The 22,353-nt window shown below is 52.1% G+C and carries 22 protein-coding genes, 1 rRNA gene and 1 other RNA gene; 1 reads left to right on the top strand and 23 read right to left on the bottom strand.

What is annotated here, in order from left to right:
• From NNL21_RS34990 to rpoE, 17 genes are all read right to left on the bottom strand, one after another.
• Positions 1-254: ribosomal RNA gene (locus NNL21_RS34990) — 16S ribosomal RNA — on the bottom strand; the annotation flags it as partial.
• 313 nt (positions 255-567) lie between these two features.
• Positions 568-831 carry a pro-sigmaK processing inhibitor BofA family protein gene (locus tag NNL21_RS34995; RefSeq protein WP_204822758.1) on the bottom strand — a complete coding sequence of 88 codons (264 nt, stop codon included), beginning with the start codon at positions 829-831 and terminating at the stop codon, positions 568-570.
• Positions 828-1,103 (bottom strand): YaaL family protein, encoded by a 276-nt coding sequence (locus NNL21_RS35000; RefSeq protein WP_204822759.1) that lies wholly within the window; start codon positions 1,101-1,103, stop codon positions 828-830. The genes NNL21_RS34995 and NNL21_RS35000 overlap by 4 nt, the downstream gene beginning before the upstream one ends.
• Before the next feature lie 164 nt (positions 1,104-1,267).
• Positions 1,268-1,867, bottom strand: coding sequence for a recombination mediator RecR (gene recR / locus NNL21_RS35005; protein WP_204822760.1), 600 nt, complete (start codon positions 1,865-1,867; stop codon positions 1,268-1,270).
• A 24-nt stretch (positions 1,868-1,891) separates the two neighbouring features.
• Positions 1,892-2,203, bottom strand: a complete 312-nt coding sequence (locus tag NNL21_RS35010; protein ID WP_204822761.1) for a YbaB/EbfC family nucleoid-associated protein — start codon at positions 2,201-2,203, stop codon at positions 1,892-1,894.
• A 23-nt stretch (positions 2,204-2,226) separates the two neighbouring features.
• Complete coding sequence (dnaX, locus tag NNL21_RS35015) at positions 2,227-4,008, bottom strand: DNA polymerase III subunit gamma/tau (protein ID WP_204822762.1); 1,782 nt, start codon at positions 4,006-4,008, stop codon at positions 2,227-2,229.
• A gap of 130 nt (positions 4,009-4,138) precedes the next feature.
• Positions 4,139-5,593: an ATP-binding protein gene (locus NNL21_RS35020; RefSeq protein WP_256555691.1), complete on the bottom strand. Its 1,455-nt coding sequence runs from the start codon at positions 5,591-5,593 to the stop codon at positions 4,139-4,141.
• 169 nt (positions 5,594-5,762) lie between these two features.
• An RNA gene (gene ffs / locus NNL21_RS35025) (signal recognition particle sRNA large type) lies at positions 5,763-6,029 on the bottom strand.
• Between the two features lie 60 nt (positions 6,030-6,089).
• On the bottom strand, positions 6,090-6,524 hold the full coding sequence (locus NNL21_RS35030) for a hypothetical protein (RefSeq protein WP_204822763.1): 435 nt from the start codon (positions 6,522-6,524) through the stop codon (positions 6,090-6,092).
• An 82-nt stretch (positions 6,525-6,606) separates the two neighbouring features.
• Positions 6,607-6,804: a 50S ribosomal protein L31 gene (rpmE, locus tag NNL21_RS35035; RefSeq protein ID WP_091225099.1), complete on the bottom strand. Its 198-nt coding sequence runs from the start codon at positions 6,802-6,804 to the stop codon at positions 6,607-6,609.
• Positions 6,805-6,950: 146 nt separating this feature from the next.
• Complete coding sequence (locus tag NNL21_RS35040) at positions 6,951-8,201, bottom strand: radical SAM family protein (protein WP_204822780.1); 1,251 nt, start codon at positions 8,199-8,201, stop codon at positions 6,951-6,953.
• Positions 8,202-8,208: 7 nt separating this feature from the next.
• Positions 8,209-9,585, bottom strand: a complete 1,377-nt coding sequence (gene rho, locus NNL21_RS35045; protein ID WP_204822764.1) for a transcription termination factor Rho — start codon at positions 9,583-9,585, stop codon at positions 8,209-8,211.
• A 108-nt stretch (positions 9,586-9,693) separates the two neighbouring features.
• On the bottom strand, positions 9,694-10,947 hold the full coding sequence (murA, locus tag NNL21_RS35050) for a UDP-N-acetylglucosamine 1-carboxyvinyltransferase (RefSeq protein ID WP_204822765.1): 1,254 nt from the start codon (positions 10,945-10,947) through the stop codon (positions 9,694-9,696).
• A gap of 262 nt (positions 10,948-11,209) precedes the next feature.
• Positions 11,210-12,064 (bottom strand): class II fructose-1,6-bisphosphate aldolase, encoded by an 855-nt coding sequence (gene fba / locus NNL21_RS35055; RefSeq protein WP_204822766.1) that lies wholly within the window; start codon positions 12,062-12,064, stop codon positions 11,210-11,212.
• A gap of 167 nt (positions 12,065-12,231) precedes the next feature.
• On the bottom strand, positions 12,232-12,630 hold the full coding sequence (locus NNL21_RS35060) for a response regulator (RefSeq protein ID WP_204822767.1): 399 nt from the start codon (positions 12,628-12,630) through the stop codon (positions 12,232-12,234).
• 136 nt (positions 12,631-12,766) lie between these two features.
• On the bottom strand, positions 12,767-14,371 hold the full coding sequence (gene pyrG / locus NNL21_RS35065) for a CTP synthase (RefSeq protein WP_204822768.1): 1,605 nt from the start codon (positions 14,369-14,371) through the stop codon (positions 12,767-12,769).
• Positions 14,372-14,572: 201 nt separating this feature from the next.
• Positions 14,573-15,154, bottom strand: a complete 582-nt coding sequence (gene rpoE / locus NNL21_RS35070; protein ID WP_204822769.1) for a DNA-directed RNA polymerase subunit delta — start codon at positions 15,152-15,154, stop codon at positions 14,573-14,575.
• A gap of 357 nt (positions 15,155-15,511) precedes the next feature.
• Here rpoE and NNL21_RS35075 point away from each other — a divergent pair, with 357 nt between their 5' ends.
• Entirely contained in the window at positions 15,512-16,651 is a 1,140-nt protein-coding gene (locus NNL21_RS35075; protein ID WP_256555692.1) for a S8 family peptidase, read from the top strand.
• Between the two features lie 70 nt (positions 16,652-16,721).
• On the opposite strand, the gene argS (NNL21_RS35080) is transcribed toward NNL21_RS35075, so the two are convergent.
• The 6 genes from argS (NNL21_RS35080) to NNL21_RS35105 all read right to left on the bottom strand — a co-directional run bounded on the left by argS (NNL21_RS35080) (position 16,722) and on the right by NNL21_RS35105 (position 22,240).
• A complete protein-coding gene (gene argS / locus NNL21_RS35080) occupies positions 16,722-18,401 on the bottom strand; it encodes an arginine--tRNA ligase (RefSeq protein ID WP_204822770.1) in 1,680 nt (559 codons plus the stop codon).
• Positions 18,402-18,447: 46 nt separating this feature from the next.
• Positions 18,448-18,903 (bottom strand): YwiB family protein, encoded by a 456-nt coding sequence (locus NNL21_RS35085; RefSeq protein WP_204822771.1) that lies wholly within the window; start codon positions 18,901-18,903, stop codon positions 18,448-18,450.
• A gap of 87 nt (positions 18,904-18,990) precedes the next feature.
• The gene (argS, locus tag NNL21_RS35090) at positions 18,991-20,700 is read right to left on the bottom strand and encodes an arginine--tRNA ligase (RefSeq protein WP_204822772.1); all 1,710 of its coding nucleotides are present in this window, start codon (positions 20,698-20,700) and stop codon (positions 18,991-18,993) included.
• 468 nt (positions 20,701-21,168) lie between these two features.
• A complete protein-coding gene (locus tag NNL21_RS35095) occupies positions 21,169-21,321 on the bottom strand; it encodes a hypothetical protein (RefSeq protein WP_204822773.1) in 153 nt (50 codons plus the stop codon).
• A gap of 66 nt (positions 21,322-21,387) precedes the next feature.
• Positions 21,388-21,891, bottom strand: coding sequence for a DNA-deoxyinosine glycosylase (locus tag NNL21_RS35100; RefSeq protein WP_204822774.1), 504 nt, complete (start codon positions 21,889-21,891; stop codon positions 21,388-21,390).
• 91 nt (positions 21,892-21,982) lie between these two features.
• On the bottom strand, positions 21,983-22,240 hold the full coding sequence (locus tag NNL21_RS35105) for a DUF7667 family protein (protein WP_204822775.1): 258 nt from the start codon (positions 22,238-22,240) through the stop codon (positions 21,983-21,985).
• Positions 22,241-22,353 lie beyond the last annotated feature (113 nt).

Raw genomic sequence — 22,353 nt, forward strand, 5'->3', positions numbered from 1 at the left:
ATGCGCCGCAGGTCCATCTACAAGTGGCAGATTGCTCCGCCTTTCCCAATTCCCTCATGCGAGGAAATTGCGTATCCGGTATTAGCATTCGTTTCCGAATGTTATCCCAGTCTTGTAGGCAGGTTACCTACGTGTTACTCACCCGTCCGCCGCTAACTCCATTGAAAGCAAGCTTTCAATGAAATTCGCTCGACTTGCATGTATTAGGCACGCCGCCAGCGTTCGTCCTGAGCCAGGATCAAACTCTCCATAAAAGTGCGGCCCGAAGGCCGACTATTGAGATAAGCTTGTTAGCTCATTACTTGTTAAATCTTTGCTTGACAGGTCGCTCATTGTTCAGTTTTCAAGGAACAAACATTCACTTATTTCGTTCGTCGTTCGCTGCAGTTTCTCTCAGCGGCGACTTTTATAATATATCACATCCGCCCAGTCGATTGCAAGCACTTTTTTCAGAAAGTTTCTTGTATTCTTGTTTTGAAGCTTGAGGTCTCTATACTGTCGGACGAGATTACTAATGTAGCATACCTGTCCACTCGCGGTCAACTGTTTTTAATTGTTTTCATTAATTCAGAACAATACCCCTTGCAGCCCAAGAACGAGCGCAATCCCCGGTAGGCCCAAAAGAACAACGGTTCCAATTGTAATAAGGTTTAGCGGTACCTCCAGTCCTGAGACGATACCGGAATAGTTCAGTAAATATAACGTAAGTGCGGCCGCGACAAGCTGCAGGGCAAAACGCTTTAACCAACTCCACGAGAGTTTCTGGCGAAACACCACACCAATAAGAAATAGTGACGATACCAGTAAACAAATCAGCCACACTGTCTTCATACCGCTTCACCCTGATACCATTCCGGCCATTTTACATTCATGGCCTTCGCTTTTCGAAGCAGCATCTCATACCGCTTCTCCGCCGCCTCGATTGCAAAGATTGCATAATCGATTTGATCTTTTCCAAGCGCATATTCGAAATACCGTACCGCATTATCCCATTCTTGTTTAGCGGCTTTAATTTCTGCATAAAGCTGCAGCAGCTCCGCCTTCGCGTCTACGCTTACCTCTACTTGTGTTTTATTCGACCTAAACCATTGTACCCATCTCATCTTAATCCGCCTCCCGCTTGTCCGAATTAAACTTGTACACCGTCCAACATGTAGTACAAATCTATGTAGCAAGGGGGACTAAATAGAACGAATTATTAAAGATGTTAACGATGCCTTATCTCAAAAAAAGCCCTGTGAGGCCATCCTCACAGGGCTTACATGTATTAACTTAATTCTCGACGACCTTCCAGCGCCTTGGAGAGCGTCACTTCGTCCGCATACTCCAGATCGCCTCCAACCGGCAGACCGTGTGCAATACGGGTGACCCTTAATCCAAAGGGCTTCACAAGCCGGGATAGGTACATCGCAGTCGCTTCACCTTCAACGTTCGGATTCGTGGCTAGGATCATCTCCTGCACACGCTCGTCACTAAGCCGCTTCAGAAGTTCGGCGATCCGAATATCATCCGGACCAATCCCTTCTATTGGCGAAATAGCGCCTTGCAGGACGTGATACTGCCCCTGGAATTCCTTCATCCGTTCCAAGGCAACCAGATCCTTCGACTCCTGGACGACGCAAATGACAGAACCGTCTCGCGTCTTGTCTTGGCAAATCCGGCAAGGATCAATATCCGTTATATTGCAGCAGACCGAGCAGTAGTGAAGATTGCGCTTGACGCTGACAAGCGCCTTGGCAAAATCAATGACGTCATCCTCTTTCATCCGCAGCACATGAAAAGCTAGCCTCGCCGCTGTCTTCGGTCCGATACCCGGCAAACGGCTGAAAGAATCGATCAGTTTGGCTATCGGTTCAGGATAATACAAAGCGCAGCTCCTCTACTTCGTTCGTTAGAACAAACCCGGGATTTTCATACCGCCGGTGTATTTGCCCATATCTTTGTTCGCGAGCTCGTCAGCTTTGTTCAGGGCATCATTAACCGCGGTCAGCACCAGATCTTGGAGCATCTCTACATCATCCGGATCTACTGCTTCAGGTTTAATAATAATGCTTTGAACGTTTTTGTGGCCGTTGACGACAACCGTTACGACACCGCCGCCTGCGGATCCTTCAATCGATTTCGTTCCGAGCTCTTCTTGCGCTTTCATCATTTGTTCCTGCATCTTTTTCACTTGCTTCATCATTTGGTTCATGTTGTTCATGGCGTTGGCCTCCTGGCGTTCATTTATTTATCTTCAACTACAACAAGATCTTCTCCAAACAACTTAACCGCTTCTTCAATCCACTCCGGTCGCTGCGGTTCACCGCCAGCCTCTTCTTGCTGCAGCGTGAGCGGTTCCGCATCGGGTGCCGGTCCCTTGTCCGCCGCCTGCCATTCTTTCATCATGACGGTTGCAAGCTTCACCGGACGTCCGAATGTTTCCTGAAGGACGCTTTCAATAAGTTCCCGGTTAGCCGGTTTCTCCGTGGTCTCCCGATGCATGGTATTCTTGAATGCCACAAGAACGGAATTGTCCGCAGCAGAAACAGGTTCCCCGTCCACCAGCCAGGCATGTACCGTAATACGCGCTTCCTTCACCCGCTGTAGGATTTCACTCCACTTCATGCGCACTTGTCCGGTTGCTTGGCTCTCGGCCGCGGCCAAATAGGGGCCCAGCTTAACCGTAGCCCGTGCTATGCCGGACGATGCACTGCCACCTCTGAAGCCTCCGTTAGTCCGCCCTGCCTTGTTGGCACTGCTCTCCGATCCCGTAGGGGCAGTCTCTCCAGCAGGACGCACGCCCGAGCGCGACAGCTCTTCAAGCTTACGCTCCAACGTATCAATCCGTTGTTGAAGTCGGGCAACCTCTGCAGGGGCTGCACCGCTCGCTGCCGCTGTGTTGGCCGAGCCGGCCTCGACGCGAGCAGTTGCTCCTTCGTTAGTATCCTGTAAAGTGCAGACCTTCATCAGCGCCACTTCAAATATGGTTTGCGGAAGCGAGGCATGCCGGATCTCACCCATGTATTGATTCAGGATATCTATCATCGAGAATAACCGGTCTGCACTGAACGCTTCGGCCATCGCACGGTAGCGTTCCTGATCCACAATCCGTTCCGTGGCTGTACGCCCGGGCGCCAGCTTGAGCACGAGCAAATCCCTGAAATAATAGACGAGGTTCTCCAAGCATTTGTCCGGGCTCTTGCCCGCCTGCATAAGTCCCTCCACCAGTGGGAGTACCGCACCTGCGTTGCCGTCCCGTATTGCATCCGCAAGCTGGGAAAACTGCTCAGCGGCAAGTCCGCCTGTGACATCAACTGCATCATTGAGCGTTATTCGATCGCCGCCGAAGGCGGAAACCTGCTCCAGCAGGCTGATGGCATCACGCATGCCGCCATCGGATAGCCTGGCGAGATAAGCTAGTGCATCAGCCTCTGCTTGGATTCCCTCTTCTGCGCATATCAGCCGAAGACGCTCCGTCTGCTCCGGTAACGATACTTGGCGGAAATCAAAACGCTGACAACGGGAAATAATCGTTGCCGGCAGCTTGTGAGGCTCCGTCGTCGCCAGAATAAAGATGACATGTCCTGGCGGTTCTTCGAGTGTTTTGAGAAGGGCATTGAATGCTTCCGAGGTAAGCATATGTACCTCGTCAATGATATAAACTTTGAACCGGACCTCTGAGGGCGCATAGCGCACCTTGTCCCGAATGTCGCGAATCTCATCAATGCCCCGGTTGGAGGCCGCATCGATCTCGACGACGTCCATAACCGTACCAGCCGTTATTCCCCGGCAAGCATCGCATTCGTTGCAAGGCTCTGGCGCGGGCCCCCGTTCACAGTTGATGGCCTTCGCCATAATTTTGGCTGCACTGGTCTTCCCTGTTCCCCGCGGACCGTTGAACAAATACGCATGCGAAACACGCTGCTCCCGAATCGCATTTTGCAGCGTCTGAATGATATGCTGTTGGCCAACCATGTCCCCAAACGTCTGCGGGCGCCAGGCTCGGTATAAAGCGATATGTGACATGCGGACCGTTCCTTTCGCCTTCATCGGAATTGCGCGAACGCGGTGCGTAAACCGGGCGCTCGTTTATGCAAGCACCACAGCTTACACACTGTTCCTCTATTATACACGATCGTGTCCAGGAGCAAAACCGTCAGAACGGCAATATGATCATGAATAAAGCGCCTTTTTCCTTACTGACCGCCCGAATCGAGCCTCCAAACTCATGGAGAATACGCTGACACACTGATAACCCCAGTCCCGTACCGCTCGCCTTCGTCGTCACAAAGGGGTCGAAAATTTTGTCGAGCATATTTATCGGTATGCCAGGCCCCGTATCATGAACCTCGATGATAAGTCTGCGTTCGGCCCCCTCCAGCTCAGAATGGCCCTTAACCGTTAATGTCCCCCCAGTCGTCATAGCTTCAATTCCATTCTTGCAAATATTCAGAAAGACTTGCTTTAACATCTCACGGTCGGCCATGACTTGCGGCAGTGTATGCTCCGGCTCCCAACTCACCGCTACATTGTGAAGCAGCGCTTCGCTCGCTACGATCGGCATGATTTCATTCATCACCGCATCCACTTCCACATAGTCGAAGACAACGTTCTTCGGTTTACTAAGCAGCAGGAACTCCCCCACAAGATTGTTGATCCGGTCCAGCTCACTGAGCATAATTTCCGTATAGCCGGCTTCTTTGTCCATACCTTTAATCGCCATCGTTTTGCGAAACATCTGCAAAAAACCGCGTATGGCAGTCAGCGGATTCCGTATTTCATGGGCTGCGCCAGCCGCAATTTGCCCGATCATGGCGAGCCGGTCACTCCGCTGCACCTGCTCCTCCAGTGAACGAAGATTGGTTACGTCTTTGAAAATGACAAATGCGCCCTCCATCCCCCCAGTCGGACTGCGCAGCAAGCCTACGTCCATAAGCAGTTCTGTCCGCACCTCGGCATGAATCCAAGTAATCGGGTGATTGCGAACGGGTGCTCCATTCTCCAACGTGCGGCGAATCAGCTCATATTCGCTCCGCGCATTCGCAAAAAAACGAATCAATGGCTCGTTCATGACGAACGGCTTGGGTACTCCAAGCACCTGACAAGCAAGCGGACTTATGTCCATTACCCGTGAATCCGGCCTAATCAAGATGACGCCCGTATCGGCATCGGTTAACATCGTTTCGCCAAGCCGCTCCAACAAATTGGGATAATGTGCAGGCTCTTGTTCATACAAAAACAAAAGATTACGGCCGCCTTCCTCTGTTTCGGCATATAGAGATTGAACGGTTACACTCAGTTTTTCACCATCCGCTTTAATCAAAAAAACCTGCGGCGGCGGCTCCGTTGATGCTGAGGAATGCCCTTTCCCGAAAACACCGTAATGCTCCAATTGTTGAAATGATTTACTTTCAAAAATGATGCCGACATAACACATGACAAGAGCGGAAGCTGCATAACCTGTCTCGCGCAAAAACACCGGGTTGCATCGATTGATTTCGCCCCATTCGTTCAACACGACAACCATTGTCCTCGGAAGCCGATTTATGTATTCGTCCAATGCCTGCAGGCTTAGCCGGATCAGTGGGGCTGGTGGAAACACGTTCATCATTCATCCCCCTCTTGCAGTCCATTCACACGCCAAACAGCTAAAAACATTCAGTAAATCATTCGTCTTCCAGCCAGCATAATCCTGCAAAATATGCAAAAAACATCCTTTTCGTTTTTTCACAAGCGTGAAATCACGTAAAGGATGTTCGCTTTTGTTGGTAATAAAGGTACCGTGCACCTATCTTCGATATATGCGATCCGGGCGGCATGGTTATTCCCAGCTCGGGACAGGCACTCCTCCGGCACATGAACGAACCTGCTTACGGCTGCTTCCTTCCGGACCTGACCGGGTTCACAGGTGTCCATTGCGGAGGACCCGTCCGTCAACACTGTTCCTAACCGCCAGACCCCACATCGACATAACCTCTAATAGGAATTCAACCTCGCTGTAGCGGATTGCGAGTTACAGGGCACCGCTACCTCCCCATCTAGCACGGCAGAGATAAGTATAGCGCGTTCTGTCCCAAGATGCAACCGCCCAAAATAATCAATGTCTGCTAACGAACCGTATTCACATGAACAATGTAGCGCGGCATATTGTAGCGCAGAACGGACAACGCCTTTTGCCGAAGCTGCAGATCATCGACTCCAGATGCCGGTTTTAACGTAACATACAGATTGGGCCCTTGGAACATAATGTTCATATTGGCGATTCCATTAATCTCCTTCAGTTTTTTCTTCGCAAACTCGCCGTCCTCGCCATAATTCAAATAAGATCCATTCTTATTGAACAGATGAGGATTACTGTTGGAGAGACCCATGTATCCGTCATGTCCGTACGACTTCGTGCTGGGCTTATTGCCGCTGGTGTCGTTATTCGAGCATGCCCCAGCCCCCATGGCCATAACAATAGCTATAACGGCAAGGGAAGAAGCTTTGGTCACGCGATGCTTCGCAAAAGCACACCACTGGCGCTTAAGTATAACAAACATAAAAAAACCTCCTTCAGTCCATAGGATGGCTGTAGGAGGCTCTTGTATTCTGCTAATTTTCGGCAGAAACGGCGTCGATTGCTTAGATGCCGTATTTCTTTTTGAATTTGTCGACGCGGCCGCCGGCATCCAGGAACTTTTGCTTACCCGTGAAGAATGGGTGGCAAGCGGAGCAAATCTCAACGCGCAGGTTCTGTTTAATGGAACCAGACTCGAAACTGTTGCCGCAAGCGCAAGTTACCGTGGTGACGTGGTATGTCGGATGAATACCTTGTTTCATTGCGTTCACCTCTTTCTGCCCTGAGTCTCAGGCGGACCCAGAGTTAAAATACACACACAAGCGGATTATAGCACGTCATGTACCACAACCGCAATCTTTTTCACTTCCAAATACCGGATCCCATAAAAGCTAGGCCGACACTTGATTTATTTGGCAGGGGCTGGTGGGACATGCGTATAGGACCCGATCCCAACGTCCGGAAGTTCTTCCGCAAAGATCTCCAGCATCTGCTTCATCCCATAAATTTCGCCCTGCGGCTTCGGAATGAGCTCGAGATAGCTCTCCGGATCAATATTCAGATTGCGCATCTGAATAAACCTTAGACCCGTCCGCTTCGCAAAGCCGATCATCGCCTCCATCTCTTCCTCCCGGTCGGTCACGCCCGGAAAGATCAAATAGTTAATGGAGGTGTAGACACCTTTATCCGACGCATATTTAAGCGACTTCTCTACATTGGCGAGCGTGTAGCCGCGCGGTTTGTAGTAGGCGTTGTAATGATCGTCCAGCGCACTGATGGTGCTGACTCTCATCAAGCTTAGTCCTGCATCCACAATAGCGCGAATGTGATCAGTCAGACCTGCATTCGTGTTAATGTTGATGTGCCCCATCGGCGTTATGCTGCGTACCTTGCGCATGGCCTCGACGATTATTTTGGCTTGCGTGGACGGCTCTCCCTCGCAGCCTTGGCCAAAGCTGATGATCGACTCCGGCGTTTGCAGATGCTCCAGCATGATCTCCACAACCTCGTCTACCGTCGGCTTGAAATTCATACGCGTCTGCGGGGCGATAAAGCCGCTGTCATCCGGCTGCTCGGAGATGCAGCCATAACAGCCTGCATTGCACGAATAGGAGACGGGGACAGCACCTTCCCACCGCTGCAAAAAAGTGTTGGATGCCGTCAAGCATTCGTACCCTAAAGCACAGTTTGACAAATGCTTGTACAGTCGATTGTCCGGATATTTGGCCAATAGCCGGTCAACCCCGCTCTGCAGCTCCAGAAGATCGCAGTTCAGCGGATTCCATCGCTCCGGGTCGTCACACTGCTGAGCTGCGACATAAAAACCGCCATCCTTCCAAACAACGGCCGAATAGCCGAACAAGGGAAGTCTTTGCGTCTTATCCGTCTTCATATAGCTTGGGATACATAATCGAGTAAAGCCTTGCGGTAGCAGTGCCCCTACCGCTTGAACATTACCCGGCAATGGAAGCATCTTTCCCGTTGCCGATTCGATTCCGATCGGACGAGTATTCGGCAATCCGACCAATGTCGCTCCGTTCGGCAGCGGAATCAGCTCATCTTCCAGCAGTTCCACTACCATATCACCGCTGCGCCCTAGCCCAACCCAATCCGGATGGTCGAACAGGTTGCCTTGTTCATCCGCATATACCAGATTCATCATCGGCTTATGTTACAGGCGTCGACCGTGTCGGACGCCTTCCTCCACCCGTGCCGCTCGTTCCGCCGCTGGAGCTAGAACTGGAGCTTGTGCTAGCACTTTGCGGTCTGGAGGACGGGGCCGGTGTTTGTACCACATTCGAAGTGTCAAGCGAATTCAGAAACTCTTCATTCGTCTTGGTATCTTTCAGCTTCTTCAGGAAGTTGTCAACGAACTCGATAGAATCGTTCATCCCTTTACGGATCGCCCATACTTTATCCAGCTCTTCTTTGGAAAGCAGCATCTCCTCGCGCCTTGTACCGGAGCGGCGAATGTCGAGTGCCGGGAATATACGGCGCTCCGCCAGCCTTCGATCGAGATGGAGCTCCATATTTCCCGTACTCTTAAATTCTTCGTAGATGATATCGTCCATGCGCGAGCCCGTCTCGATCAGGGCCGTAGCCAAGATCGTTAAGCTGCCGCCTTCTTCTACATTGCGGGCCGAACCGAAGAACCGCTTCGGACGATGGAATGCCGCAGGATCGATACCGCCGCTAAGCGTGCGGCCTGACGGCGGCACGACGAGATTATACGCTCGGGCAAGACGTGTAATACTATCTAGCAGAATCACAACATCTTTCTTATGTTCCACAAGCCGAAGCGCGCGTTCAAGCACGAGCTCGACCACTTTAATATGATTCTCCGGAAGCTCGTCGAACGTCGATGCAACCACTTCCCCTTTAACCGAACGCGACATGTCGGTTACTTCCTCTGGACGCTCATCAATAAGCAGCACGAACAGCTCTATCTCCGGATGATTGGATGAAATGCTGTTGGCGATTTCCTTCAGCAGCATCGTCTTGCCTGCTTTCGGAGGGGCAACGATGAGTCCGCGTTGACCTAGACCGACGGGAGCAAGCAAATCCATAATACGGGTCGATAGATTAGTTGGGGAAGCTTCAAGCACCAGTCTCTCTTGCGGATAAAGGGGAGTAAGGGCAGGAAAATGAAGACGCTCGGCGGCTTGTTCGGGGCTTTGTCCATTGACGGCATTGACCTGAAGCAAACCAAAATAACGTTCATTCTCTTTCGGAGCACGGCATTTGCCGGAGACGAGGTCGCCTGTGCGCAGATCGAATTTACGGATTTGCGATGCGGAGATGTAGATGTCCTCCGTACTTGGCAAATAGTTAATCGGACGCAGGAAACCGAAACCTTCAGGTAAAATTTCAAGCACGCCTTGCATGAACATTAGACCGCTCTTCTCGGCTTGCGCACGCAAAATTGCAAATATAAGTTCTTTCTTCTTCAGCTGACCATAATACGGAATTTGATACTGTTTGGCGAGCTTATACAGCTCTGTCAGCTTCAATTCTTCCAGATCGACGATCTGAAGATCGCTCATGTTCTCACCACTTCTTTGTCAATGATCTTGATAAATCCAGTTTGTTCCAGCATTGCCGGAATCTCTCCGGTCTATTCCCCGTGACTGCTCCGGCAATAGCAGGAACTGTTATTCTCCTTCGCGCCAAACATCAGCGCCCAGCATACGCAAATTGTCTACCAAATTGTCGTAGCCCCGGTCGATATATTCCACGCCTGTAATTTCCGTGACACCTTCCGGTACGGTCAAGGCGGCGACGACCAGCGATGCACCCGCTCTTAGATCCGCAGCCCGAACTTTGGCAGCATTAAGCGTACCGCCTTCGATGATGGCCGAACGGCCTTCGACCCGTATGTTTGCACCCATCCGCGTAAGCTCAGGAACATGCTTAAACCGGTTGCTGTACACGTAGTCGCTCAATATGCTAACCCCTTTGGCTTGCGTAAGCAGACTTGTCATCGGAGATTGCAAATCAGTGGCAAAACCGGGGTAAACAAGGGCTTTGACGTCAATCGACTCGTAATGAGGCTGCCCCACGATACGAATGGACTCATCCATCTCGTAGACGTGAACGCCCATCTCTTGCAATTTGGCGGTTACCGCTTCCATATGCTTCGGAATGACATTATCGATCAGTACGTCTCCGCGCGTTGCCGCTGCGGCAATCATATACGTACCTGCTTGAATGCGGTCAGGAATAATAGAATGCCGGCAGCCATGCAGGCTGTCGACTCCTTCGATGCGGATGGTTTCCGTTCCCGCACCTTTAATTTTCGCGCCCATGGCGTTGAGAAGAGTAGCTACATCTATAATTTCAGGCTCTTTCGCCGCATTTTCGATAATCGTATAACCTTTGGCCCGTGAGGCCGCAAGCATAATGTTAATCGTTGCGCCAACGCTGACAACGTCCAGATAAATCTTGGCACCACGCAGCTCCTTCGCTACAATACGCACGGAACCATGGTCATTGGTGACCTGGGCTCCCAATGCTTCAAAACCTTTAATATGCTGCTCGATTGGCCGCGGCTCAAAGTTGCAGCCCCCGGGCAATCCAATCGTAGCTTCTCCAAATCGGCCGAGCATAGCACCCATTAAATAATAAGAAGCACGAAGCAATTTTACATTCCCATTCGGCATCGGCTTGGATTTCATTATGGAAGGGTCGATAACAATCGAATCTCCGTTCCAATTAACCGTACCGCCAAGCTCTTCTAGAATCTCACTATAGACCGCAACGTCGCTGATATGGGGCAAGTTGTCTAGCGTTACCGTTGATTCTGCCAAAATCGATGCAGGCAGAAGGGCTACCGCACTATTCTTAGCACCACTAATCTGTACGGTGCCGCGCAGCGATTGTCCGCCGCGAATCATTAATTTTTCCATCAGCCTCATTATCCTCCCCATTCGGAAGGGAGCATGATTGATCCCTCAAAAGTGAAGTTATCCTTCTCATATTTTTCCGATTTACTTCTGGTTCCAGTGGCCTGCACGATCTATCCCAATAAAAGAAAAACCGCCTTGGGCCGCACAGCCCGCTCCGCAGGATGGCAGGCGAATAGCATATTTGCTGTCGCTGCCACCACATGTGAAAGAGGCGGGTCCCTGTGCCGCAGCGTTTAAAGGCGGCTTCGCTGCTGTCCGAAAATTAAGCTTGGTTGCTGCTTCCGAACAAACGAATTTTTTCTTGAACGACTGCCTTCATTGCATTCTTAGCAGGCGTCAAATATTTGCGTGGATCGATTACCGAAGCGTTCGCACCCAGAACTTCGCGGATCGTGTTCGTGCAAGCCACTTGGTTCTCGGTGTTCACGTTGATTTTGCCAACGCCGGCTTGGATAGACAGACGAATGGCTTCGTCAGGCACACCGGAACCGCCATGCAAAACAACCGGTACCGGAATGGCATCGGATACTTTTTGGATAATATCATAGTGAATCTTCGGCTCGCCTTTGTACATACCATGAGCAGTACCGACTGCGATCGCCAGGCAATCGACGCCAGTTTCTTCGTAGTAACGAATGGCTTCCTCAGCATTTGCGAGGGTTGCATGCTCTTCATCCACGCTAATATCATCCTCAACGCCGCCGATTGTGCCAAGCTCACCTTCAACGGACACGCCCATTGCACGCGCTGCCTTCACAACCTGCTTCGTCAATTCAATGTTTTCTTCGAGACCATAGTGGGATCCGTCGAACATCACAGAGGAGAAGCCTGCACGAATACACTTCATGGCAACTTCGAAGCTGCTGCCGTGGTCGAGGTGCAGTGCGATTGGAAGACCAGATTTCTTCGCAGCCGCCTCTGCAATAGCAACTGTAAATTCTATACCCATATATTTCAATGCGCCTTCACTTACACCGAAAATGAATGGGGATTGTTCTTCCATAGCAGCTTCCACAATCGCTTGTGCAAACTCGAGGTTATTCATATTGAACTGGCCAACCGCAAACTTATTAGCTTTTGCCTTCGGTAGAAATTCATTCATCGATACGAGTGGCATGGTTGCTCTATTCCTCCTATAAGGTATTTATTTATCAAGTCCGAATCTGACTTGTCCTGTGCCATTATACCACAACCCTACCATGTTTGGTACAGCCCTGGTCAAACGCGCAGACCGCCCGGAAACCGCTTCTGGCAGGTGTCCGTTTATGAAAAAAATAGGACCCCTTAGGATCCTATTGCGTACCAGTTGTTCGATTCTCCTCCACGCAGCTGCATGTTGACGGCAACCCGCATTTCATCGATATCGAACGGCTTTGTAAAGTGCATGAGCGCGCCATGATCCGTCGCTTCCTTGATCATGTCCAGTTCCCCGTATGCGGTCATCATAATCACTTTAATGTCTTTGTTAATCGCCTTGACGTGCTTCAAAATCTCCAGACCATCCATGCCAGGTATTTTCATATCTAACAGCACAAGATCAGGCGCTTCGGATTTGACGATTTCGAGCGCCAATTTGCCATTGGAGGCCTGAAAGGTCACATACCCTTCGCTGCTGAACACTTCCATAAGCAAGACACGAATCCCGTTTTGATCATCCACGATCAACACTTTCTTCTTATCCAACTTGAAACCCTCCCAGGAACGCGACGACTTGCGACACGATTTGGTCAACTCTTCCATAATCGTTAATATATTCGCGCGCCGGGATTGATTATCCTGCTTCTGGTTTGAAAAAAAGTGCGAAAAGTTCAATCCGTGATCAATTGTCGCTATTTTGAAGCGCAGCTCGTACAAAACCGCGGAAAAGCGGCTGCGGACGGTTCGGACGAGAGGTGAATTCCGGATGGAATTGCACCGCCAAGAACCATGGATGTCCTGGAAGCTCCACCATCTCGACAAGCCGTCCATCCGGTGAAGTACCCGAGATGAGCAAGCCTGTGGATTCGATCTGCTCGCGGAATTCATTGTTAAATTCGTAGCGGTGGCGATGGCGCTCGTAGACCAGCTCGTCCTCATATTCGCGCTCTGCGAGCGAACCCGGTACCAGCTTGCATGGATATAAACCAAGGCGCATCGTTCCGCCCATGTCTTCGACATCCTTCTGTTCTGGAAGCAGGTCGATAACCGGGTACGGCGTAGAGGGATTAATCTCCGAGCTGTTGGCGTCGCGCAGTCCCGTAATATTGCGTGCATATTCAATAACTGCAACCTGCATACCAAGACAAATACCGAAGAAAGGCACACCTTGCTCCCGCGCATAACGAATGGCCGTAATTTTACCCTCGATGCCCCGGTCGCCGAAGCCGCCCGGTACCAGAATGCCAGCAACGCCCTTCAGATTATCGGCGATGTTATGGTCCGTCAGTTCCTCTGCATTCACCCATCTGATCTTCACTTCCGCGTCTGCATCGAAGCCGGCATGGCTTAACGATTCCACGATGCTAAGATATGCGTCATGAAGCGCAACGTATTTGCCCACGATCGCGATCTCGATCGTACGCTTCAAATTCTTCACGCGGTTCACGAGACTGATCCATTCCGTCATATCCGGTTCATTCGTCGTCAGCTTCAGGTGGTTCACGACAAAGTCGTCCAGCCCTTGCTCGCGAAGATTAAGCGGAACCTCATACAGCGTAGGCGCGTCGATGCATTCGATAACCGCACCTGGATCAATGTCGCAGAACAACGCAATCTTGCGCTTAAGCTCTTCGGCCATCGGATATTCCGTACGGCAAACGATGACATTCGGCTGAATGCCGATGCTGCGGAGTTCTTTTACGCTATGCTGCGTCGGTTTCGTCTTCACTTCGCCCGCCGCTTTGATGAATGGAATGAGCGTCACATGGATGTACATCACGTTCTCGCGTCCGATATCGCTCTTAATTTGGCGGATCGCCTCAAGGAACGGCAAGCTCTCGATATCGCCGACCGTACCACCAATTTCAGTGATGACGACATCCGAGCCGGTTTCTTTGCCCGCACGGAATACACGATCCTTAATTTCGTTCGTGATGTGGGGAATGACTTGTACCGTTCCGCCCAGGTACTCGCCCCGGCGCTCTTTGGTAATGACAGTTGAATAAATTTTGCCCGAGGTTACGTTGCTGTTCTTGGACAGGTTGATGTCGATAAAGCGCTCATAATGCCCTAGATCAAGGTCAGTTTCCGCACCGTCGTCCGTTACGAAAACTTCACCGTGCTGGTAAGGGCTCATCGTTCCCGGGTCCACGTTAATGTACGGGTCGAACTTCTGGATCGTCACTTTCAGACCCCTGTTCTTAAGCAATCGGCCAAGCGAAGCTGCCGTAATGCCTTTACCCAGGGAAGATACGACACCGCCTGTTACAAAAATGTATTTGGTCACTTGATGATACCCTCCACGCTAGTATGTTAAAGTATAGGGTTGCCCATTTTCGCTATAAAAATGGTTCGAAAAAAAGAAAAAAGTGACACCCGTATAGACGGGGCACTTTCTCGATTTGGCATTGTACTTATATCCGAACTAGAAGCCCATGCAATAGTTTACTCTGACGGGCTTCCAGTGTCAAGAGATTAAGACGCGCCTTTATTTCTCATCCTCATCGTCATCGCCATCATCGGAATCGTCTTCGAAGTCGTCGTCTTCATCCTCGTCGTTCTCCGCGTCCTCCGTATCGGCACCTTCTTCGTCGATCTCTTCGTCGTCGTCGATCAGCACTTCCTCGTCGACTTCTTCTTCGCTTTCGGATTCGTCGAAGATCTCTTGATCCTCATCGTACATATCGTAATCTTCGTCATCCGCTGCGTAGGTCTCTTCTTCCTCTTCCGCAAAAATATCATCATCATCGTCTTCGTCGTTGATGATACGCGGACGCTTGGCGTTCGAAACCGGATCTTCAGAGCGCTCTACCGGATACCAGCGCTTCAGTCCCCACATGTTGCTGCCGACGCACGCGAAGCGTCCGTCAATATTAATCTCCGTATATACTTGCGCAATCACCTGGTTGATTTCTTCCTGCGACAATTTTCTAATTTTTGCAATTTCCATCATCAAATCCCTGTAATAGAACGGGGTATTCGCTGCTTTCAGCAGTTCAAATGCCAGATCGACCATTGGCATTTCCTTGATGCGCTCGGGATCGATTTTCAAAGTGATCTCGCTGCTCATATGTACATCTTCCTCTCGTACGAATGCGAATCAGCTTCGCTGCTTGCGTTCCTTTTTCAACCTATAGTAAAACCTATTTCCTTTAAAAAAGCAAGCTTCCCCCTACTGCCAGGCAAAAAGATAAAGCGAAGGGCATACCCTTCGCTTTGACTGTATCCTCCGGAAGCGCGGGTTAACCCTCGATTCCGGTAGTCAGAGCCGGTGTGTAACGGCTCTACATTCATACTATGTCCCCGTACGGCGAATGACACGGTTTTTAAGCCTATTTCTAAGAAAAAAGGTCACTCGCTTATACAGCTTGTTGCACGGCTTCATACAATACTGCAGCATGACCCGCCTGGGAGGGGGACGCCAAAATTGGACAGAACCGCAATTCTCCGTTGGTTGCACAGTGCGACGGCCAGATCCGTACACGGGACGAGGCGGCGGATCGTCCGCTTTCGGCAGCAGAGTGATTATAGGCGTTTTCTTGACATCTGGTCGGAAATGAACGCGCCGCTTGCCTCCCTGCAAACCGTAAGACATTTGCCGCTTATCGAAGCCTTCTCAATTCCCGTATCCTTGGGTGAACCGGACTTTGCTCCAATACTGGGAGAAGGCGCACAGGTGGAAGAAGATACACCCATATGCGTCCACAGCACCGTGTTTAAACCCGCTGCCCGTGATAAGGGCATTCCCTGGGGCGTTCAGCAAATTAAAGCCCCGCAAGTATGGAGCACGACTACCGGCCATCGCATTAAAATCGGCGTCATCGATACCGGCGTCGATTTTAGCCATCCCGATTTGAAACAGTCTCTTGGACGGGGCATTAATTTATTGAACCGAAGCACCATGCCCCATGATGACAATGGTCATGGCACGCACATCGCAGGTACGATTGCTGCTGCCAACCAGCTCCATGGGATGATTGGCGTTGCGCCGCGGTCGACGATTTATCCAGTGAAGGCGTTCGATCACAACGGAAGCGCGTTCGTATCGGACATCATTATGGGCATCGATTGGTGCGTCCGCAATCGCATGGATATCATCAATATGAGCTTCGGCATGAAGACGCGCAGCAAATCGCTGCTCAACGCCGTCAACAATGCTTACAACGCCGGTGTCATTATTATCGCTTCCTCCGGAAACGACGGCAAACGCAAGTCTGTCGATTACCCAGCCCGATACCCCCAGACCATATCCGTCGGTGCCACGAACAAGCTCCGGCGCATCGCACAGTTCAGCAACCGCGGTACCTTCATTGACATCTATGCGCCCGGCGACAAAATATTATCGTCCTGGCTGCGCGGCAAGTACAACGAAATGAGCGGCACTTCCATGGCGACCTCGCACGTCAGCGGAGCAGTGGCGCTGCTGCTCGCCCACCGTCCCGGGCTTTCGCCGGGAGAGATCAAATCCATTCTGAAGCGGTCGATGATGCCGCTTCGGGGCGCAAAGTCTTTCCGATTAACCGGAGAGCTTGATATCACACGAATGCTCCAGGCCGCGGAACGATAATCCGCGGTCTTTCGGCGCTGATCATGGAACGGTTCCGGCATTCCGGCATGTCCGCCGCAGTAGTTGTTTGTTACATGCGTTCCGGTGCGGATACGCCTACAAGGCGCAGCACATTCGCGAGGACCGTGCGGACCGCTGATAGAAGCGCCAAGCGTGCCTTGGTTTGCGCTTCATCTTCCGTAATCACGCGCTCCGCTCTGTAATAGCTATGGAATAGCGAGGCTAGCTCATATACATAGCGGATCAGCCGGTGCGGTGCATATAATTCAGCGGCATCCGCGATTTCCTGCGGCAGTTCGCCCATTTTGCGCAGGATATCGAATTCATGCTCGCTCGTCAGCTTGCTGAAATCGAGGGCTTCGATCTGCCCGGCAGAAATACCTTGCTCTTCCGCTTGCCGGTGAATGCTGCATATACGCGCGTGAGCATATTGCACGTAATAGACAGGATTCTCGTTGGATGTCGAAATCGCCAGATCCATATCAAAATCCAGGTGGGAATCCATGCTGCGCATCGTGAAGAAATAGCGAATCGCGTCGACGCCGACTTCATCCATCAGATCTTCCATCGTGACGGCTTTGCCCGTCCGCTTGGACATCTTCATCTTCTCGCCGTTCTGGAAGAGACTGACCATCTGCGCGATGAGCACGACCAGCTTCTGCGGATCGTTGCCGAGCGCGGCCATGGCCGCTTTGACGCGCGGGATATAGCCGTGGTGATCGGCGCCCCAAATATTGATCATACGATCAAATCCGCGGCCGTATTTGTCACGATGGTATGCGATATCCGGTGTCAGGTACGTGTAAGAGCCGTCATTCTTCACAAGAACACGGTTTTTGTCGTCACCGTACGGCATCGTGGAGAGCCAGGTCGCCCCTTCCTCCTCAAACACTTCGCCGCGCTCGCGCAGCGCTTCCAGCGCTTGCTCAACTTGACCGCTCTCGTAGAGGGAGGTCTCGCTGTACCATACATCGAAGCCGACACGGAAGCGGCCGAGATCGCGTTTGATTTTGTCCATCTCCCGCTCCAGCCCGTACTGACGGAAGAATGTGAAACGCTCCTCCTCTGTCAAGGAAAGGAGGCGATCGCCTTCCGTTTCCACGAGCGCCTTCGCAAAGCCTACGATATCCTCGCCGTGGTAGCCGTCCTCAGGCATCTCCGCTTCCTGGCCGAGTGCCTGCTTGTAGCGCGCATCGATGGATAACGCCAGATTCGCCACCTGCTTGCCGGCATCGTTAATGTAATATTCGCGAGTCACATCGTATCCGGCAAAATCGAGCACATTGCACAGGGCATCGCCGACTGCCGCTCCGCGTGCATGGCCAAGATGGAGACTGCCTGTTGGATTGGCGCTGACATACTCAACCTGTACACGCTGCTTTCCGCCTATGCCAATACGGCCATAATCTGCCCCTTGATCGAGCACGCTGGCGATGACAGGATACAGATAGCCTTTGTCCAGGCGGAAGTTGATAAAGCCCGGACCTGCGATTTCTGCCGATTGAATCGATGCCTTGCCGGTATCCAGATGCGCAACGATCGCCTCCGCAATTTGACGCGGATTCTTCTTCGCCAGCTTCGTCAGCTGCATGGCTGCGTTGGTTGCCAGATCGCCATGCGCCTTCTCCTTCGGTACCTCCAGCACGAAGACCGGAAGCTCCTCCCGGGCAACGAGCCCCGCTGCTACGACCGCGTCGGCGATCGCTTCTTTCACTCTATCGTGCAATTGTTCCAATACATGGGTAGTCATCGTTTCTTGAATCCTCCTGAAATTTAGTTGAACCATCGGCTTCCTCTTATTCACATTCTTCAGCACGAAGCCGGATCTTAAAATCACCCGCAGGCTGTTCATCCACCCACAGGGAATAGTGCCATTCGATGAGCCATGGTAGCATTGGCAGAAGGAGCGCCGGCCCATGGCCCTCCTTCGTCATGTCCCCGCTCTGGACCCAGAGCAGGGATGTCTCCGTCTCCATGGCAAACCGTGCTTGCGGCAAGATGAATTTTCCGTTTATCCGGTTTCCTGCCCGATATGTTAGCTCGGACTCGACGCCTCCATGGCGCTTGACGTGCAATTCACCTTCCCGGAAGCGCACCAGTGTCCGCACCTCGCCATAGTTGTCGTCGTTTTCCACGTACCGCACATAGACGGTCCGTTCCTTACGAAACCATTCCCCGGCATATTGCTGTACCTGCTTCTCGCCGCCCTGCTCGCTCTCCAGCGTAATTCGCACATTTGCCCTGTCCTTCATGTCCGTTACCCCTGTCTGCTTATTCTCATGTTTTCTACTATATACAGGAGGATGGCCTAATACAACGCTTCGCAGTTAAGCATGCGGTCAAATCTGCTCGGGCACCTGCATACCGAGAAGCTCTAGACCTGTGCAGAGTACCTTGTGTACCGCAGCGGCTGCAAGCAGTTTCGCAGAGGTCTCCGGTCCCGATTCCGTCAATATCCGCTCCTGATGATAGAAACGATTGAAGCTCTTCGCGACATCCAGCAGATAGCGCGAGATGACGGCGGGTTCCCGCGAGCGTAATGCGCTCTGCACGGCATCCGGGTAAGCCGCCAACGTTTTGAGGCATTCCCATGCAGAGGCTTGCGACACGTACATTCCCGCATCGCGGGTGGAAGGCAGCGCCGCTCCCCCGCCAAAGCCGCCCGTGTTCAGGAGCTTGTTAATCCGCGCAGCCGTATACTGCAAGTAAGGGCCTGTCTCCCCTTCGAAGCGAAGCGCCTCCTCCAGTGAGAAATCGGCCTCCAGCATGCGGGTATGCTTCAGATCACCAAAAATAATCGCACCGATGCCGACCGCTTCTGCAACTTCGCGTTTATTCGCAATGTCCGCATTCTTCTCCTCGATGATCGCTTCGGCCTTGGCAACGGCTTCATCCAGCACCTCGTCCAGAAAGACGACCTGCCCTTTACGTGTCGACATCTTACGTCCTTCAAACTTCATCAGCCCGAAGGCTACATGCTCGCACTGCTCCGACCATTCATGCTCCATGTGCTTGAGAACGGCAAATACCTGCTTAAAGTGCAGCTGCTGCTCCTTCCCCACCACATACAGGAGCTGGTCTGCGCCCATAACCTGCTTCCGGTAGATCGCCGTCGCCAAATCCCGCGTCGGATAGATCGTCGTGCCATCCGATTTCAAGATGAGACACGGCGGCATTCCTTCCTCGTCCAGCCGGACGACATGAGCTCCGTCGCTCTCCTCGAGAAGCTCGAGCCGTTGCAATTCTTGGACAACCGCATCCATCTTGTCATTGTAGAAGCTCTCTCCGAGCGTGTAGTCAAAGGTCACGCCCAGCCGGGAATACACCCGTTCGAACTCCTCCAGGCTGAACGATACGAAATATCGCCATAGCTCCTGCGCATCGGCCTCGCCCTTCTCGAGCTTCCAGAACCAGCGTCTTGCCTCATCCTCCAATGCCGCGTCTTTCTCCGCTTCCTCATGAAAGCGAACGTAGAGTCGCAAACTTTCACGAATGGGTTCTTCCTTCAGCTTCGCTTCGTCGCCCCACCTTGTATAGGCCGTCATCAGCTTGCCGAACTGCGTCCCCCAATCCCCGATATGATTGACCTTGACGACATCGTATCCACAGGAGCGGTACAAATTGGCCAGCGCATTGCCAATCATCGTCGAACGCAGATGGCCGACGCCGAACGGCTTAGCAATGTTGGGTGACGACAGATCGATGACTACCCGCTTGCCGCTTCCATCCGTCGACCGGGCAAAGCCGGGATCGAGGATGCGGTCGAGAAGCTCGCCCACCCACTGCTCCCGGGTGAAGAATAGATTCACATAAGGACCGGCCGATTCCGCTCGCACGTCTGCATGCATTCCGTTAACTGCAGCTGCGAGCTCGGTCGCGATCATTGCGGGGGGACGTTTCAGCACGCGTGACAAAGGATAACACGGGAATGCGGCGTCCCCCATCTCCGGCTTCGGCGGCAGCTCCATCGCAGCCAGCAGCTCCTCGCGGGTCAAAGAGACATGAGGCAGCAGACGATCTGCCACCCAACCAAACAACAATGCCGTCATAATAGCTCCTCCTCGAATCGAAAAAATGACAAGATGGACCGGCTCTTGCCTTCCTTTGGCGGCGCAGTGAAGTGTATAGCTCTAAAAGGAAAACAAAAAAACTCCGTCTCTGCAAAGAGACGGAGTTATGCTCCGCGGTACCACTCTTATGGCGTCGATTAGCCTGCCCTGCGTGAAAACGCAGAAGCCAAGCATATATTCGAGCCTCTCGAACACGGTAACGGAGTGACCGGGCTGCCCTACAGCATAGGCTTTCAGGCAACCAACTCCAGGGTCCGCTTCCTCCCGCATCCGTACCGGCTTCCACCACCCCGGCTCGCTGTATCGGCTTCTTTAGCGAAAAGTACTCTCCCGATCATCGTCGATTACGATATTGTTATTTATTATAGAGGCCGCGGGAATAAAAAAGCAAGCGGTCCGGCAAAAATGGGCTGCGCCCTTCCGAACCACTTGTCCGATGCCCGGCCATTAAACGTCATTATGATCCGCAAGGGCCGAGACGCGGCCGCCCGCATCGATCTCAGCAGCTCTCGGCCGACGCTGCAGTCCTCTACCCGGCACTTCGGACGGGGTGGAAGCAACAGCGATGACCAAGGAAGCAAGATAATTCCGGAGTTTCATTACGATTCCTCCAATCATTATCGAATTTACTTACCATTACCCATTAATAGGGGGGGCTTGAAACATTTACACCATATAGGGCAGCACCGCTCGCCAAACCTCCAATCGATCGGCGGCACTGCGCATGCGCGGAGTCGGAACCGGACTGGTTGAAGGCAGCTTCAATCGATCAATCGAAGCCAGCGCCCTATCCCCGCCGAACACCTTCAAGAAGGTATCATGCGCCTTGCTTCCATTAAACGCCAGGCAGCGAATGCCCGGATATCGCGCGATCAGCCCTGGTATATCGTTGGGCTGCTCTTCTTTGATATTCACATCCAAGCTGCCTACCCGCTCGCACGTCGCAATTACATCCCACAACGCAAAACGATGTGATTGCGCAAACGCGATCCGCCGGTCATACTCTACATCCGGCTTCTCGTCGAACAGGCCATAAAGCACCGGCCAGAAATAATTGCGGGGATGGCCGTAATACTGGTGTTTCTCAAGTGATGCCGTACCCGGCATACTGCCGAGCACGAGCACGCGGGCTCGCTCATCAATGATGGGCGGAAACGATTGGACCCTCATGGCTAATAGCTCCTCTGTCGGAAATAATGGCCGCCCTCTCCACAGCCGCGGCCTATGTCCCGAGAGTTTATTGCTCACAGGGAGAGCTGCTTCAAGGCTTTGTCCGCCAAGAAGCCGGCGGCAGTCCATTCAATTTCTCTATGCGGCTGCAAAGCTCATGCTGCCACTCCGTATCTGAAGTCATCGAAGCCAGCAGCGAACAATTGTACAGGTGCGCCATCTGACGGCAGTACATGGCATTAGCGGCTAGGCAGTGCTCGTAATCGGCTTCCTCCTCGTCGGTCAATGGACGATTGCTCTTGAGGATCCACAGCTCTGCCAGCCGTTCGTGAATTGGTAGTAGACTCATCACACTTCCCTCCTTCTAAAAGCCATTATGGCCCTAAAAAGAGGAATCCTAGTCACTTGCAGCTTCCGCACCGGACAGCTTCCAGGGAAAAGCAAAAACCGGCCCGCCGCAGC

Origin of the sequence: Paenibacillus mendelii, assembly GCF_024498075.1 — a bacterium.
Lineage (GTDB): Bacteria > Bacillota > Bacilli > Paenibacillales > Paenibacillaceae > Paenibacillus_Z > Paenibacillus_Z mendelii.